Raw genomic sequence first — 14,679 nt, 5'->3', positions numbered from 1 at the left:
TGTGTCAAGGTCAAACGAGGGGGCACCGGAGAAGTCGTGAGGATGGACACATGCGTATCGGAGAGCTCGCGGAGCGGACCGAAACCCCAGCGCGTTCACTGCGTTACTACGAGCAGCAGGGCCTGATCGAACCACGACGGGAGCCCAACGGCTACCGAGTCTACGACGACTACCTCATCGACCGGGTGACCCAGATCCGCGGCCTGATCGACAGCGGTATTCCCACCCGGATCATCAAACAGATCCTGCCGTGTCTGGACAAACCCCGCACCGTGGTCGTCTCCGACGCCGACCCGGCGCTGCTGGAACTGCTCGCCCAGCAGCGCGACCGGATGACCGCTCGCATCACCTGCCTCACCCGCAACCGCGACGCCATCGACAGCTACATGCAGGCCGTCCGCGAAGCCATCCCACACTGACCGGCCACCCGCCGCGCCACCCACTCATTGCTCATCCGGGGCATCGGGATCGCGCAGCGGCCGGTGTGTGCCACCGAGATCGGGCAGGTGGAAGCTGTAGTGCCCGTCGATACCGATATGGGTCCTGATGAACGGCGAAAGCCGGGCCACATCAGCATCGTCGAGCGGATAGTCCTGAGCACGGAGCTCGGCCAGTGCCCGATCCATATAGACGGTGTTCCACAGCACCACACAGTTCAGCACCAGACCGAGCGCGGAAAGCTGGTCCTCCATCCCTTCGTAGTAGATGCGCGTCATCTCGCCCTTGCGGCCGTGGAAGATCCGGCGCGCCAGGTCGTGGCGGCCTTCGGTGAGATTGGCTTGGGCTTTGATCTCGCGACGGTAGGGTTCGTCGTCGGCCAGCCGCAACACATGCAAGGTCTTGAAAATCCGCCCGAAATGCGCGACCGCATGCCCGAGCGCGCTCGGTTGCCCATCACGGGAGATCATGCGGGTGACCTCGTGCGCGGACACCTCACCAGTGTGGATCGATACCGCGATCCGGCACATATCCTCCCAGTGCCGGCCGATCCGCTCGACATCGATCCGACCGCGCGCGGCCTTGTCCAGCGGCCCGTAATCGGCGGCCGGGTCGATGCGCCACAACCGTTGATCGGGCAGGTTCGCCAGCTGCGGCCGGTACTGGCGCCCGAGCAGGTGCAGCAGCCCGAACACGATATCGCTGTAGGAGCCGGTATCGGTGATGATCGCCTCCGGCACCGTTCCGCCGGACTGGCGCAACACCACATCCACGGCGTGCAGCGAATCCCGCGGTGGTGGGCGATCAGGTCGTGCAGTTCACGCGCGATCGCGGCCCATTCGGTCGCGCGCGCCGCGACCACCTCCGTTTCCCGCCGATGCGCCAGCTCGGCCGCCTCTCGGCGGGCCCGGGCGGCGCTCTCACGCGTCGTCCGCAGCACCGCGCCCAGCAACACCGGCAGCAGGGCCATGACCGTCGCCCGATACACCGTCGCCGCGGGACCGCCCTCGGCATGGAGAAGGTAGGCGGCGGCCAAGGCGAACCCGCCGAGCGCCGCGGACCCGCCCCCGCGCCGGGCCGCGAGCTCGGCCAGCGCGAGCGCGGCCGCGACTTTCGGCACTACCGGGCCGATTTCCCCGATCGTGAACCCGAGCATCAGCACACCGGTCGCGGCCAGCGAGGTCGCCAGCGGCAGGCATGCCGAGCCCGCCGTGACCAGGACCGCTGCGACGGCGAGCGCCCAGTCCGTCGTGGTCGGCGCATCGGTGAGGAAGAGCAGGCACCCCACCGCTGCGGCCAGGAGAACCAGCAACCGCACGGGCAGCTGCCGCGGATCGAGTAGCCAGTCGATTCCGCGCGTCACACCGTCACGCCCCTATGATGCCCGGGCCGTCCGCCGGCGCGACTCCTCCGCCGGCAGGAGCGGTCTCCTCCTTTCGGCCGCTGCGGGCGGCCCGCGAACCGATCCGCGGACCGCGCCGCTCCGGCACGGTTGCCCCATGACCGACGAGAAGACAGCAACGGAAACCACACGTCCGGCGCAGAGCCGACGCGCCCTGCTGGGGGCGATGACCGCATCCGGCCTGGCCGTGGGTGCCGCCGGTCTCGCCTCGGGGATCGCGCTCGGCGCCGGCTCGAATCCGCCGGCTGTGCATCCGGGCACCGCGCGCAGGTTCGCCGATCGGGTGGTCGTGATCACCGGCGCGACCTCCGGTATCGGTGCCGCGGCCGCACGGCAGTTCGCCGCGGAAGGCGCCCGGGTCGCCTTCTGCGGGCGCCGCGAAGATCGCGGCCGCGCTGTCGAGGACGAGATCCGGCGCGCGGGCGGCGAAGCGACCTACTACCGTGCCGATGTTCTCGTCGAAGACGAGATGCGGTACTTCGTCGACGCGGCGGTAGGCCGGTACGGCGGCTTGGATATCGCGTTCGACAATGCGGGGATCACGGTACAGAAGAAGCTGCACGAATACAGCGCCGCGGAATTCGACCGGGTCGTGAACACGAATCTGCGCGGCGTTTTCCTGGCGATGAAATACCAGATCCCGCATATGATCCGGACGGGTGGCGGGACGATCGTGGTGACCTCCTCGAGTAACGCCATCGCCACCGATGCCGGCAAAGGTGCCTATACCGCCAGCAAACATGCCCTGATCGGGCTGGTCCAGTCGGCGGCACTGGACTATGCCGCCGACGGTGTCCGTGTCAACGCCATGCTGCCCGGTACCACCGATACCGAACTGGTCCGGCGCGCCGCGGGGATGGAAGCCCTGCCCGATTCCGCGTGGCAGGTTTTCATGAAGCAGTGGGCGAAATCCAATGTTCCCGGACTGGGCCGGCTGGCGAGCGCGTCGGAGATCGCGGCCTTCGCCCTGACACTCGCCTCCCCCGAGCACACCTATCTCACCGGTGCGCGGCTGTCGGTCGACGGCGGCCGGACCGCCCACGCGTGAGGCCGTAGGCCGGACCGCACCGCGGTGATGCCCAGGGGCGGGTCAGTGGAACCGGGCCGCGTCCCGGAACAGAGTGGCGGCGATGGCGCCGGCGGTGACGCGCGCGAGATCGGCGAGGAACGGAATCCGCTCGGGGATCATGAGCTCAGTGGTCCCCCGGATACCGAGGGCGAACCGCGCGGTGCCGGCCCGGTCCAGGACCGGTACCCCGATGATGCGGTAGCCCCATTCGGTCTGCTCGTCGTTGATCGTGTACCCGGTTTTCCGGGCGAGCTCGAGTTCGGCGGTGAGAGATTCCGCGTCCGCGGGCGTGCGGTCGGTGCCCTGGTGATAGGGCAGCGTCTCGAGTTCCTCCCGGGTCACCGGCGACCAGGCGAGCAGCGCTTTGCCGATCGCGCTGGCGTGCAGCGGGAAGCGTACCTCGGAAAGGTTGTGCCCGTGGGCTTCCCGCCAGCGGGTGAACACGAGATTGATGGCATCGCTACCGTGCCGGGCCGCCAGCGAGACGGCCGTACCGGTCTCGGCGGCGAGTTGCTCGATATGGGGTTCGGCGAGGTAGACCAGGTGGCGCCGATAGGAGAGCTGGCCGTACTCGGCCAGCGCGACGCCGAGCCGGTATCGGCCCGTCCGCTCGTCCTGTTCGACGAACTCGGATTCCAGCAGCGCCTGCAGCAACCGGTGTGTGGTGCTCATCGGCAGATTCTGCGCCCGGGCTATCTCGGTGACGCCCAGTTCGGCATCGCCTTGGAAACACCGCAGTACCGCGAGGGCGCGGGAGACCGTCTGCAGCCCCGACCGATTGACCGCCACGTGGTGTCCTTTCCGGCCGGCCGCCCTGGAATGGGAGGGGCCCAGATTCCGATAATCGGAATACTAGCCGCTGTCGCGCGGGAGCGAATGCGAGCGGGATTGGATCTATGACGCCTCTACCTGCGTGAGCACGAATTCCTGCCTCCGTCAACTATTCCGCTTTGTGGAACGAGATGTGTTGCTCGAAGTTGTCTGCGCTCCTAGCGTGACGGTGTTCGAAAAGTCAGTTCCGGGCCAGTTCTCGGGCCGCCGGGCCCGTGCTCCGGATCGTGGGAAAGAAGACCATGACCACAGCCGTCACCAGTACCTCCCTGCCCGGCGCACCAGTGCGCAGCGCGCTGCCGGAGGGTTTCCGCAGCGTCGGACGTTCGGGACTGGTGGTGTCGGAAGTCGGGATCGGGGCCAGTACCTTCGGCCGGACCGGGATGATCGCCGATACGCAGGAGGCGGTCGATCGGATCGTCGGCCGGGCGCTCGATCTCGGAATCACCTATTTCGATGTCGCCGACGTCTACGGCGACCGGCCGGGCCAGAGCGAGACCATGCTGGGCACGGCGCTGGGCAACCGGCGCGACCGGGTGGTCATCGGAACGAAGTTCGGTATCGGGGTCGCGGGACTCAACGGCCCCGACTGGGGCGTGCGCGGTTCGCGCCGCTATATCCGGCTCGCGGTGGAAGCGTCGCTGCGCCGTCTGCGGACCGACTGGATCGACCTCTACCAGATCCACGCCCCCGATCCGGTCACTCCGATCGAGGAGACCCTCTCGGTACTCGACGATCTGGTGCGCGAGGGCAAGGTCCGCTACCTCGGCACGTCGAATTTCGCCGGCTGGCAGGTGGCCGACGCCGAATACCTCGCCCGGATCAACGGGCACACGCGGTTCATCTCGGCGACCAACGAGTACAACCTGCTGTGGCGGGAGCCGGCCAAGGAACTGCTTCCCGCGCTCGGCGCCTACGGGCTGGGATTCTTCCCGTACTTCCCGCTACAGAACGGGCTGCTCACCGGGAAGTACCGGCGCGATTCCGTACCGGCCGGTCGCAAGATCACCAACCTCAAGAAACACCTGCTCGACGCCGCGCCATGGGAAGCACTGGAGCGATACGCCGAGTTCGCCCGGGCCCGCGGTGTCACGCCGACCGCGCTGGCCTTCGGCTGGTTGCTCGCCCACGAGTCGGTGTCCAGTGTGATCGCCGGGGTGACCGAACCGGACCAGCTCGACGACAACCTCGCGGCCTCCCGCTGGCGGCCCACCCCGGCCGAATTCGCCGAACTCACCGCGCTGTTCGCCGGCGATCTCAGCGGAGCGCCCGGGCAGGTCACCGGTAGCGCGACGCGGCCCTGAGCCCCATCCATCCTTCGATCCACGCAGAGGCGGATATGCCCGACGAATCCGGCGCCGACCGGCAACTGCACCTCGGTTACATGTACTGGTCCAACGGCACCCATCCGGCGGGCTGGCGCCTGCCCGAGGCCGTACACGACCGAGGTTTCGACGGGGGATACCTCATCGAACTCGCGCAACTCGCGGAGTCGGCGACATTCGATTTCTTCTTCTTCGGCGACCGGCTCGCCACCGGGCCGGAGTACCAGTTCACCAACACCTCGGTGCTGGCACGGATCGAACCGTTCACGGCGGCGAGCTATATCGCCACGGCGACGAGCCGGATCGGGATCGTGGTCACCGCGAATCCGACCTACTACGAACCGTTCAATCTGGCCCGGCTCACCGCCTCGCTCGATCACATCTCGGCGGGGCGGGCCTCGTGGAATATCGTGACCGGCGCCGACCATCGGGCCGCGGCCAACTACACCCGGACCGAACACGGCGACGCGGCGGCCCGGTACGACCGGGCCGACGAATTCGTCGACGTGGTCCGCGATCTGTGGGACAGCTGGGAGGACGACGCCTTCGTCCGCAACGCGGAAACCGGCGAATTCGTGGTCGCCGACCGTATCCATCCGGTGAACCATAGCGGGCGGTCCTTCCGGATCCGGGGTCCGCTGAACATGGCCCGGCCGCCGCAGGGCCAGCTGGTGGTCCTGCACGCGGGTACCTCCGACCGCTCGCGCGATCTCGGCGCACGCGAGGCGGATGTCATCTTCGCCGCCGCCGCCACGATCGAGCAGGGCAGAGCCTACGCCGAGGAGATCCGGCGGCGCGCGGCCGGTTTCGGCCGGGCGCGGTCGTCGATCGCGATCCTGCCCGGCCTCACTCCCATCGTCGCCGAGACGCGGCAGGCCGCCCGCGCCCTCTACGACCGGCTCAACGAGCTGCTCGTACTCGACGACGATATCCGGTACGGCGGCCGCGACCCCGAACAGTGGGGCGCGGGCAGTGCCGCGCCGCGCGAGGCGCAGGGGCCGGGGCTGCGGAACCTCGGGGCGCTGTCGCAGCGCGTGGGTGTCGACCTCACCGCCCGCGACCTCACCGAGCCGCTGGACGACGCGACCGCCGCGCGGTTCACCCCGGCGGGCCGGGCCCTGGTGCACACCACCGCGGCCCGGACCGGCCGCGCGGTGGGCGGCGCGGACCCGCTGACCGTTCGCGACCTGCTCAACACCCATATCGTGGGCGGTCACGTGGTGGTGGGCGGCCCGGCCGATATCGCCGACTACATGCAGGCGTGGTTCGAGTCGGGCGCGTCCGACGGCTTCAATATCCAGTCCGCCTACCTCACCGAACAGTTCGAGACCTTCGTCGGTCTCGTCGTCCCCGAACTGCGCCGGCGCGGACTGTTCCGTACCGAGTACACCGGCCGGACCCTGCGCGAACACCTCGGCCTGAACCGGCCGGACAACCGCTGGGCCCGCGAGAACACGCGAGCGGGAGGACAGTGACCTATGTCCGGCACACGCAGAGAACTGCATCTGGGGCTCATGTTCTGGGCCACCGGCACCCACACCGCCGGCTGGCGGTATCCCGGCGCCCGGGCCGACGGCGCCTTCGATATCGAATTCATCCAGCAGGTGACCCGGCTGGTGGAGGCGGCGAAATTCGATTTCCTGTTCCTCGGGGACCGGCTGGCCACCGATCCGGCGCTGGCCAAGACCAACCCGGCCCAGATGTCGCGGATGGAACCGTTCACCGTCGCCTCCGCCATCGCGGCCGCGACCTCACATATCGGCATCGCGGTCACCGCGAACCCGACCTACTACGACCCCTACACCGTCGCCCGGCTCACCGCCTCGCTGGACCATCTCAGCCGTGGCCGGGCGGCGTGGAACCTGGTCACCGGCGCCGACGGCGCCGCGGCGTACAACTTCGGCCGGGACGGTCATTGGGATACCGAGAAGCGTTACGACTGGGCCGACGAGTTCGTGGACGTGGTCCGCGCGCTGTGGGACAGCTGGGAGGACGACGCGTTCACCCGGGACAAGACCGGCGGCCGCTATATCGACGAGACCAAAGTGCACACCATCGACCATGTGGGAGAACATTTCTCGGTCAAGGGGCCGCTGAACGTGGCGCGGCCCCCGCAGGGGCAGGTGATCCTGTTGCATGCGGGCACGTCGGATCGGTCGCGGGAACTGGGCGCCCGGGAAGCCGATGTGATCTTCGCCGGCCAGCCCGATCTGGACTCGGCCAAGGAGTACTACGCCGATGTGAAGGCGCGGGCGGCCCGGTACGGCCGCACCGCCGACGAGATCCAGATCCTGCCCGGGCTGAGCGTGGTGGTGGCCCCCACCACCACGGAGGCGGTGCAGATCTACGACCGGCTCAATGCGCTGGTACCGCTGGATCCCGAGCACGAAACCGTCGATTCGGTGCGCTTCGGCGGTCTCGGGCAGGGATTGAAACGCAATCTCGCCTCGGTCTCCCAGGTCCTCGAGGTGGACGTGACCGGGTACGGCATCGGCGATCCGGTGTCCCGGGAGGTATTCGACTCCTCGGCACCCGCGGGGCGCAAGGTCTTCGCGGGTATCACCGAGACGACCCGGCGCACCGTCGGGGGTACGGCGCCGATCACCTATTTCGACCTGATCAACGGCATCACCGTCGGCTCCCGCACCGTGGTCGGTAACCCCGTCGAGGTGGCCGACCACATCCAGCGCTGGTTCGAGGAGGGCGCGGCCGACGGGTTCAATATCTTCCCCGATTTCGTGCCGGGATCGGTAGCGGCGTTCACCGAGCTGGTGGTGCCCGAATTGCAGCGGCGCGGACTGTTCCGTACCGAATACGCGGGCACGACATTCCGCGATCACCTGAGCCTCGAACGTCCGGGCAACCGGCACGGCGACCGGCGCCCGCTCCTGTCGGAACCGAACTGAAAGGACGATGACGGTGGCTCTCGATCAAGCCGAGGCAGTAGTCGTACGCCCGGCCGCAGTGTGGCTCCGGAAGCAGTCCGCGGGCCGGCGGCTGCGCGCGGCGGTGTCCCCGAAGAACCTGGCCGTCGCCGCCGGCCAGCTCGCGGTCGTCGCCGTGGTGCTGGCGATCCTGCAGTGGCTGGTGGATTCGGGGCGGGTGGAATCGATCTACCTGGCCTCACCGACCCAGGTGCTCGGCGTGTTCCCGCGGCTCATCACCGAGGAGCACCTCTTCGGTAATCTGCTGATCACCCTGTACGAGGCGGTCGTCGGGACGGCCCTGGCGTTCGTGTTCGGTGTCGCGACCGGAATCTATATGGGTCTGTCGCGTACCGCCGAGCGGTTTCTCAACCCGTTCGTGGGCGGGGCCATGGCCGTACCGAAGGTCACCATCATCCCGCTGCTCACTCTGTATCTGGGCGTGGGTGTCAATCACAAGATCGTGATCGTCTTCCTTTTCGGCTACTTCCTGTTCGTGTTCAACACGATCGCCGGGATCAAACAGGTCCAGGAGAGCCATCTCAAGGTCGCGCGGGCGAACGGTGCTTCCCGGTGGCAGACGATCGTCAAGGTGATCCTGCCGTCCGCGTCGCCCGGTATCGTCGCCGCGTTGCGGATCGAGGCGGGTACCGCCCTGGTGGCGGCCCTGTTCGCGGAGATCATCGCCTCCAAGGCGGGACTGGGCAATATGCTCAACCGCGCTATCGGCGTCTACGACACCGCGACCCTGTTCGCGCTGGTCCTGTCCATCACGGTGTTCTCGGTTCTCATCATCGCGGCCGTGAATCTGCTGGAGAAGAAAGTCCTTCTCCGCTGGAAGTACGCCTGACATCCGGCATCGCCGACTCCATATCGAAGGAACAACTGTGTTCAAGAAGAGATCTCTGGCCGTTCTCGCCGGCGCGGTGGCGCTGGTCCTGGCGGCGACCGGCTGCTCCGGCACCGTCGAATCCCTCGCGGGTGAGGGCGATTCCTCCGCCGACGGCCGCAGCGTGCTGACCCTGCAGGACAGCACCTCCTATACGCAGTTGCCGATCCGCTTCGGTGTCGAGAAGGGTTTCTTCGACGCCGAGAACCTCGATGTGAAATTCACCCAGGTCCAGGACGCGGTGACCGGTGTCGCGACCGGGGAGTTGACGTTCGCCTTCGGTCCGACCAGCAACTATTTGCGGGCGGCCGAGAAAGGCGCACCGATCAAGATCGTCAGTTCGGCGTTCCGGAGCAAGGGGCCGTTCTTCCTCATCGCGCGCCCCGAGATCAAATCCTTCGCCGATCTGCGCGGCAAGACCATCGGGATCGCCACGGCCGGTAGCAGTATGGAGACCTACACGCGGAAGATCCTCACCGCCAACGGTGTCGATCCCGATGACGTGAGCTTCATCGCCAACGGCGTGAACGAGCAGGCCTACGGCACTCTCACCAGCGGTCAGGTGGACGCGACGATCATCCACCAGCCGTTCCCCGCGCTGGGCGAACTCCAGGGCAAATCGGTGACACTGGCTCGCGGCTGGGACTACCTGCCGACCTACCACACCGGCGTGCTGATCGCCGGAAACGACGTGATCGACAACGATCCGGACCTGCTGCGCCGCAGTCTGCGCGCCTACTTCAAGGCCTACACCTACGCGAAAGAGCACTACGACGAGTACCTGCCGTGGCTGAAATCCAAGCTCGGCACCATCGATCCGAAGGCGGTGGAACTCGCCCTGCGGCAGGAAGACGATATCTGGGACAACAACCCGGCGGTCGATCCGGTGGCCATCCGCGACACCCAGGACATCGAAATCGAAATGGGTCTGCAGGATGTGCGCTACGACGCCGACAAATACATCGATACGCAGTTCATCCCGCAGGAGTACGTGAAGGATTTCACCTACCCCCGGCCGGCGCGCTGACCCGCGACAGCACGACACGATCAGCGAGGTATGTCCGTGGCAACCTTCGAAGTACGCGGTGTGGGCAAAGAATTCCCCACCGACCCGCCGGTCCGGGCGCTCGACGGAATCGACCTGACCATCGGCGAAGCAGAATTCGTCGTCCTCCTGGGCCCCAGCGGCTGCGGTAAGAGCACACTGCTCGACATCCTGTCGGGGCTCCAGGACACGACCGAGGGCGAGGTGCTGTTCGAGGGCCGGCCGGTCGCCGGTACGAACAGCCGGATCGGCGTGGTGTTCCAGGATGCCTCGCTGTATCCGTGGCGCACCGTGGCCCGCAATGTCGAACTCGGGCTGGAGTTCCGCGGGGTGCCCCGCGCGCAGCGGCGCGCGGCCGCCGCGGAGTACCTGGCCCAGGTCGGGTTGGCCGGTTTCGAACGCAAATATCCGCATCAGTTGTCCGGGGGTATGCGGCAGCGGGCCGGAATCGCCCGGACCCTGGCGACCGAACCCGCGGTCCTGCTCATGGACGAACCGTTCGGCGCCGTCGACCACCTGACCCGGATCCAGCTGCAACGGGATCTGCTGGCGCTGTGGGAGAGCCGCCGCCGGACGGTCGTCTTCGTCACCCATGATGTGGGGGAGGCGGTGTACCTGGCCGACCGCGTGATCCTGTTGTCGCCGCGGCCGGGCCGGGTGTACCGCGAGTTCTCCATCGATGTGCCGCGGCCGCGCCGCAAGGGCGATACCGAACTGCTCGCGCTGGAGAGCGAGATCTATCAGGCGCTGAGCCGGATCGAGGAGCAGGCGGAGGCGGGGCGGTGAACTCTAGGCGTTGGCGCCGCCGTCGACCGTGAGGGTGCTGCCGGTGACGAAGGCGCCCCCCTCACCCGCCAGATAGGCGACGGCGGCGGCGATCTCGGTGGCCGCCGCGTACCGGCCGAGCGCGGTGGCCGCCCGCTGGGCGTCGGCGGGCGCACTGTCGGCGGGATTCATCTCGGTATCGGTCGAACCCGGCTGCACCACATTGACCGTGATACCGCGCGGGCCCAGATCGCGGGCGAGTCCTTTGGTGAAACCGATCAGCGCGGCCTTGCTCATCGAGTACAGGCTCAGGCCCGGGCGGGTGGCCCGTTCGGCGAGATTGCTTCCGATACTGATGATGCGACCGCCTTCGCCGAGATGCGGGCTCGCCGCGCGCGCGGCCGCGAACGCGGCGCGAACGTGGAGGTTCATGGTCTCGTCGAACTGTTCCATGGTCAGTTCGTCGATGGTGCCGTAGGGGAAGATGCCCGCGTTGTTGACCACGATGTCGAGCCTGCCGAACTCGGCCACGGTCCGATCCACCGCGGCCGGGACCGCCTCCGGGTCCGTGGCGGGTGCGGCCACGGCCAGCGCGCGCCGGCCGGTTTCGCGGATCCGCGCGACCACCTCGTCGGCGGGTCCGGCCGCGGTGTTGTAGGTGAGCACGATATCCGCGCCGTCGGCGGCCAGTCGCTGCGCGATCGCGGCGCCGATACCCCGGCTCCCGCCCGTCACCAGTGCCACTTTTCCTGCTAGACCCATTTCAACTCCCGATATTTGTGCAGTGATCGTTGCACAAATAGGTACCGTGGATAGCATGGGCGTGTCAACAGCGCAGAGTGGAGGTGTGATGCCGGGTCCTGGCCGCCCGCGTGGCTTCGAGCGGGACGCCGCGCTGCGCGCCGCGATGTACCTGTTCTGGGAACACGGGTACGAGGGCGTCTCGATCAGCGATCTCACCGCCGCGATGGGTATCGGCGCGCGCAGCCTCTACACCGCCTTCGGCTCGAAAGAGGAGTTGTTCCGCGAGGCCGTCGCCCTCTACGGGAGCGCGGCCCCGCGCCCCATGGACCGGATGCCCACCGCACGCGAAGCGGTGGAGGCGATGTTGCGGCAGAAGGTGGATGCCAACCTCGACCCGGCGACGCCGCTGGGCTGCATGGTGGTACTCGCGGCGACCAATGTCACCCCGGACAACACCCATGTCCGGGACCTGCTGGCGCAACTGCGGGCCCGGGACCGTGCCGAACTACTCGCCCGGCTCGAGCGGGGGCGCGCCGACGGCGACATACCGGCCGGTGCCGATATCGAAGCCATGGCCTCGTTCTATCTGACCGTCCTGCACGGTCTGGCGATCCGGACCCGCGACGGTTGTTCGCGGGCGGACGCCCAGCGGGTGGTGGACCATGCGATGCACGCCTGGGACAGTGTCGCCGCCCCGGCTACGGCCCGATCTATCGTGGAGAAGTGAGCACCGATGATCTGCCGCGGCGCGCCGCCGCTCGTGATCGGTGACGGGCGGAACTCCGCGAGTTCCTGCGCAGTCGCCGCGAACGGCTGACCCCGGCGGCGGGGCTGCCCGATACGGGCCGGCGCCGGACACCCGGGTTGCGCCGGGAAGAGGTCGCGGTGCTGGCCGGGGTGGGGGTGTCCTGGTACACGTGGCTGGAACAGGGTCGCGATATCAAGGTGTCCGACAACGTACTGGACGCGGTCGCGCGTGCGTTGCGGCTCGACGAGGCGGAACGCGGGTTGTCGGTGGGCGACCCCGTCGCCGCCCTGACCATCGTGGACAGTGGCGGGTACGCCGAGGTGGTGGTTACCGCTGCCGATCTCGTCGGTCCCGTTCGACGAGACGCGCCTGAGCCCGGCCGTGGCCGCGGCGGTGCCGTCCAACAGCACGACCGCGTTCCTGGTATTGGACCGGGTCGCCCGGATAGAACCGGGCGAGAGCGTGCTGGTGCACGCGGCCGCCGGGGGAGTGGGTAGCCAGCTCGGCCGGGCCGCCCGGCTACTGGGGGCGGGTCGGGTGGTCGGCACGGTCGGTAGTCCCGCCAAGAAGGAGATCGCCGGGCAGTTCGGCTACGACGAAGTGATCCTGCGCGAGGAGCTCGCCGCCGCGGGCGAGTTCGATATCGTCGTCGATATGGTCGGTGGCGCCACCCGCCGTGCGAGCCTGGACCGGCTCGCGCCGATGGGCCGGTTGGTGGTGATGGGCAATGCGTCCGGCGCCGCCGATGTGGGTCTGTCCGCCAACGAGCTGTGGTTCTCCAACAAGACGGTCTCCGGTTTCAACCTGGCCGCCTTCGCCGCCGCCCACCCCGTGGAAACCGGCGCCGCGCTGCGGCGCGCGGTCACCGCGGTGACTGCGGGGGAACTGACCGTTCAGGTGGCCACCCTGGCCTTGGCCCGGGCGGCCGAGGCGCACCGGCGCATCGAATCGGGTGCCACCACAGGGAAACTGGTCCTGGAGATCGCGCCGTCCCGGCCCGGGCCGGGACGGCGCGCGGTGGCCGATCAGTTCGCCATGGCCGCGAACATGCCGGCCTCGTAGGAACCGCCCTTCTGATGCAGGATCACGCCGAGCCGGTTGGCCGCGTTGATCATGGCGACCAGGTACACCAGGGCAGCGATCTGATCGTCGTCGTAGTGCTCGCGCACCCGGGCCCAGGTCTCGTCGGAGACCCCCGGCTGCGCATCGGCGATCCGGGTGCCCTCTTCGGCGAGCGCCAGGGCGGCCTGCTCGGCTGCGGTGAACACCGTGGACTCGCGCCACGCGGAGACGAGGTTGATCCGGCGGCGGGTTCTCCCGCCGCCGCCAGCTCCTTGGCGTGGGCGTCGACGCAGAAACCGCAGCCGTTGATCTGGCTGGCGCGCAGTTCCACGAGTTCGAGGGTCGCCTTCGGGAGCCCGGACTGCATGATCGCCAGGCTGGTGTTGGCGAACCGCCGGCCGATCTTGGCGGCGAGTGTGGCATGCACCACTGCGTCCCGGTGTTACGGCAGAGCCGCGAGCGGCGTCTGATGGTGACACTGTCGAGAGGAAGCAGGAACCACCCATGGACGGTTCAGCGCAGACCACGCCCGGTGACGATTCGGCCGCCGGCGGGACCGACCCCGCCACCGAACTCTTCGTGGCCCACCGCAACCTGCTGTTCACCGTCGCCTACGAAATGCTCGGCTCGGCCGCCGACGCCGAGGACGTGCTCCAGGAGACCTGGCTGCGATGGGTGGGCGTCGACCTCGGCGTGGTCCGGGATCACCGTGCCTACCTGGTGCGGATCACCACGCGGCAGGCGCTGGACCGCCTGCGTGCGCTCGGCCGGCGCCGGGAGTCCTATGTCGGCCCGTGGCTACCCGAGCCGCTGCTGACCGCACCCGATGTGGCCGAGGATGTCGAACTGGCCGACAGCGTTTCGATGGCGATGCTGCTGGTGCTGGAGACGCTCGCGCCGGTGGAACGCGCGGTGTTCGTACTGCACGAGGTGTTCGGGCTGGATCACGCGGAAATCGCCGAGGCTGTCGACAAGACCCCGGCGGCGGTCCGCCAGATCGCCTACCGTGCCCGCTCCCATATCGCGGCGCGGCGGCCCCGCGGTGCGGTCTCGGCGGCCGAGACCCGCAGTGCCCTCACGGCCTTCCAGCGGGCGGTCGACACGGGCGACCTGCGGAACCTGCTCGATATCCTCGCCCCCGACGTAGTACTGCTCACCGACGGGGGCGGCGTCGTGCGGGCGGCGGCGACGCCGGTGGTGGGCTCCGGACCGGTCGCCGAGGTGCTGGGCCGGATCGCGGGTGCTGCGGTGCTGCGTCCGGCCCGGATCAACGGTCATCCGGCGCTGATCATCGAACTCGACGGCAAGGCCGACACCGTCGTGGCGATGCGTATCGACGAGGGACTGATCACCGGGCTGTATGCGGTCCGGAACCCGGCCAAACTCGCGCGCTTGGATCGCGAGACCTCCCTGCGTCGCTGACAGCCGGTCTCTTCC

At 68.4% G+C, this 14,679-nt stretch carries 15 protein-coding genes and 2 pseudogenes; 13 read left to right on the top strand and 4 right to left on the bottom strand.

The window, feature by feature from the left end; translation table 11 throughout:
- Positions 1 to 50: 50 nt before the first annotated feature.
- Positions 51 to 419, top strand: coding sequence for a MerR family transcriptional regulator (locus tag NF4_RS11890; RefSeq protein ID WP_063127305.1), 369 nt, complete (start codon positions 51 to 53; stop codon positions 417 to 419).
- A gap of 24 nt (positions 420 to 443) precedes the next feature.
- On the opposite strand, the gene NF4_RS11885 is transcribed toward NF4_RS11890, so the two are convergent.
- Positions 444 to 1,211 carry a Tn3 family transposase gene (locus NF4_RS11885; RefSeq protein ID WP_063127304.1) on the bottom strand — a complete coding sequence of 256 codons (768 nt, stop codon included), beginning with the start codon at positions 1,209 to 1,211 and terminating at the stop codon, positions 444 to 446.
- A gap of 20 nt (positions 1,212 to 1,231) precedes the next feature.
- Here NF4_RS11885 and NF4_RS11880 point away from each other — a divergent pair, with 20 nt between their 5' ends.
- Both NF4_RS11880 and NF4_RS11875 read left to right on the top strand, forming a co-directional pair.
- On the top strand, positions 1,232 to 1,780 hold the full coding sequence (locus NF4_RS11880) for a hypothetical protein (RefSeq protein WP_063127303.1): 549 nt from the start codon (positions 1,232 to 1,234) through the stop codon (positions 1,778 to 1,780).
- 157 nt (positions 1,781 to 1,937) lie between these two features.
- A complete protein-coding gene (locus NF4_RS11875) occupies positions 1,938 to 2,888 on the top strand; it encodes an SDR family NAD(P)-dependent oxidoreductase (protein ID WP_063127302.1) in 951 nt (316 codons plus the stop codon).
- 42 nt (positions 2,889 to 2,930) lie between these two features.
- On the opposite strand, the gene NF4_RS11870 is transcribed toward NF4_RS11875, so the two are convergent.
- Positions 2,931 to 3,698 (bottom strand): IclR family transcriptional regulator, encoded by a 768-nt coding sequence (locus NF4_RS11870; protein ID WP_063127301.1) that lies wholly within the window; start codon positions 3,696 to 3,698, stop codon positions 2,931 to 2,933.
- Positions 3,699 to 3,982: 284 nt separating this feature from the next.
- Between NF4_RS11870 and NF4_RS11865 the strand changes: the two genes are divergently transcribed.
- Genes NF4_RS11865 through NF4_RS11840 form a run of 6 tightly spaced genes read left to right on the top strand, consistent with a single transcriptional unit; the run spans position 3,983 to position 10,709 of the window.
- Complete coding sequence (locus tag NF4_RS11865) at positions 3,983 to 5,044, top strand: aldo/keto reductase (RefSeq protein WP_084533048.1); 1,062 nt, start codon at positions 3,983 to 3,985, stop codon at positions 5,042 to 5,044.
- Positions 5,045 to 5,079: 35 nt separating this feature from the next.
- Positions 5,080 to 6,540, top strand: a complete 1,461-nt coding sequence (locus NF4_RS11860; protein ID WP_063127300.1) for an NtaA/DmoA family FMN-dependent monooxygenase — start codon at positions 5,080 to 5,082, stop codon at positions 6,538 to 6,540.
- A 3-nt stretch (positions 6,541 to 6,543) separates the two neighbouring features.
- Positions 6,544 to 7,971: an NtaA/DmoA family FMN-dependent monooxygenase gene (locus tag NF4_RS11855; RefSeq protein ID WP_063127299.1), complete on the top strand. Its 1,428-nt coding sequence runs from the start codon at positions 6,544 to 6,546 to the stop codon at positions 7,969 to 7,971.
- Positions 7,972 to 7,984: 13 nt separating this feature from the next.
- A complete protein-coding gene (locus NF4_RS11850; protein WP_232330419.1) occupies positions 7,985 to 8,839 on the top strand; it encodes an ABC transporter permease in 855 nt (284 codons plus the stop codon).
- A gap of 37 nt (positions 8,840 to 8,876) precedes the next feature.
- The gene (locus tag NF4_RS11845; RefSeq protein ID WP_063127298.1) at positions 8,877 to 9,905 is read left to right on the top strand and encodes an ABC transporter substrate-binding protein; all 1,029 of its coding nucleotides are present in this window, start codon (positions 8,877 to 8,879) and stop codon (positions 9,903 to 9,905) included.
- 30 nt (positions 9,906 to 9,935) lie between these two features.
- Positions 9,936 to 10,709: an ABC transporter ATP-binding protein gene (locus NF4_RS11840; protein WP_157120193.1), complete on the top strand. Its 774-nt coding sequence runs from the start codon at positions 9,936 to 9,938 to the stop codon at positions 10,707 to 10,709.
- Positions 10,710 to 10,712: 3 nt separating this feature from the next.
- Here NF4_RS11840 and NF4_RS11835 read toward each other — a convergent pair whose 3' ends face one another.
- The gene (locus NF4_RS11835) at positions 10,713 to 11,450 is read right to left on the bottom strand and encodes an SDR family NAD(P)-dependent oxidoreductase (protein ID WP_063127297.1); all 738 of its coding nucleotides are present in this window, start codon (positions 11,448 to 11,450) and stop codon (positions 10,713 to 10,715) included.
- 88 nt (positions 11,451 to 11,538) lie between these two features.
- On the opposite strand from NF4_RS11835, the gene NF4_RS11830 reads away from it, so the two are divergent.
- The 3 genes and pseudogenes from NF4_RS11830 to NF4_RS39230 all read left to right on the top strand — a co-directional run bounded on the left by NF4_RS11830 (position 11,539) and on the right by NF4_RS39230 (position 13,242).
- Entirely contained in the window at positions 11,539 to 12,159 is a 621-nt protein-coding gene (locus NF4_RS11830) for a TetR/AcrR family transcriptional regulator (RefSeq protein ID WP_063127415.1), read from the top strand.
- Positions 12,160 to 12,224: 65 nt separating this feature from the next.
- Positions 12,225 to 12,437, top strand: a pseudogene (locus tag NF4_RS39235) (helix-turn-helix domain-containing protein); the annotation flags it as partial.
- A gap of 46 nt (positions 12,438 to 12,483) precedes the next feature.
- On the top strand, positions 12,484 to 13,242 hold the full coding sequence (locus tag NF4_RS39230; protein WP_232330418.1) for a quinone oxidoreductase family protein: 759 nt from the start codon (positions 12,484 to 12,486) through the stop codon (positions 13,240 to 13,242).
- Here NF4_RS39230 and NF4_RS11820 read toward each other — a convergent pair.
- Positions 13,206 to 13,672: pseudogene (locus NF4_RS11820) on the bottom strand (carboxymuconolactone decarboxylase family protein). The gene NF4_RS39230 and the pseudogene NF4_RS11820 sit on opposite strands and share 37 nt — an antisense overlap.
- 74 nt (positions 13,673 to 13,746) lie before the next feature.
- Here NF4_RS11820 and NF4_RS11815 point away from each other — a divergent pair.
- Complete coding sequence (locus tag NF4_RS11815; protein WP_063127296.1) at positions 13,747 to 14,664, top strand: RNA polymerase sigma-70 factor; 918 nt, start codon at positions 13,747 to 13,749, stop codon at positions 14,662 to 14,664.
- The last annotated feature ends 15 nt before the right edge of the window (positions 14,665 to 14,679 follow it).

The organism is Nocardia fusca NBRC 14340, from assembly GCF_001618425.1.
Taxonomy (GTDB): domain Bacteria; phylum Actinomycetota; class Actinomycetes; order Mycobacteriales; family Mycobacteriaceae; genus Nocardia; species Nocardia fusca.
This window is presented reverse-complemented; position numbering and strand designations above follow the sequence as displayed.

Excerpts from the sequence above, each read along its gene's own strand:
- NF4_RS11855 (WP_063127299.1), top strand. The coding sequence starts at position 6,544 with ATGTCCGGCACACGCAGAGAACTGCATCTGGGGCTCATGTTCTGGGCC.
- NF4_RS11890 (WP_063127305.1), top strand. The coding sequence starts at position 51 with ATGCGTATCGGAGAGCTCGCGGAGCGGACCGAAACCCCAGCGCGTTCA.
- NF4_RS11815 (WP_063127296.1), top strand. The coding sequence starts at position 13,747 with ATGGACGGTTCAGCGCAGACCACGCCCGGTGACGATTCGGCCGCCGGC.
- NF4_RS11860 (WP_063127300.1), top strand. The coding sequence starts at position 5,080 with ATGCCCGACGAATCCGGCGCCGACCGGCAACTGCACCTCGGTTACATG.
- NF4_RS11830 (WP_063127415.1), top strand. The coding sequence starts at position 11,539 with ATGCCGGGTCCTGGCCGCCCGCGTGGCTTCGAGCGGGACGCCGCGCTG.
- NF4_RS11865 (WP_084533048.1), top strand. The coding sequence starts at position 3,983 with ATGACCACAGCCGTCACCAGTACCTCCCTGCCCGGCGCACCAGTGCGC.
- NF4_RS11835 (WP_063127297.1), bottom strand. The coding sequence starts at position 11,450 with ATGGGTCTAGCAGGAAAAGTGGCACTGGTGACGGGCGGGAGCCGGGGT.
- NF4_RS11840 (WP_157120193.1), top strand. The coding sequence starts at position 9,936 with ATGTCCGTGGCAACCTTCGAAGTACGCGGTGTGGGCAAAGAATTCCCC.
- NF4_RS11875 (WP_063127302.1), top strand. The coding sequence starts at position 1,938 with ATGACCGACGAGAAGACAGCAACGGAAACCACACGTCCGGCGCAGAGC.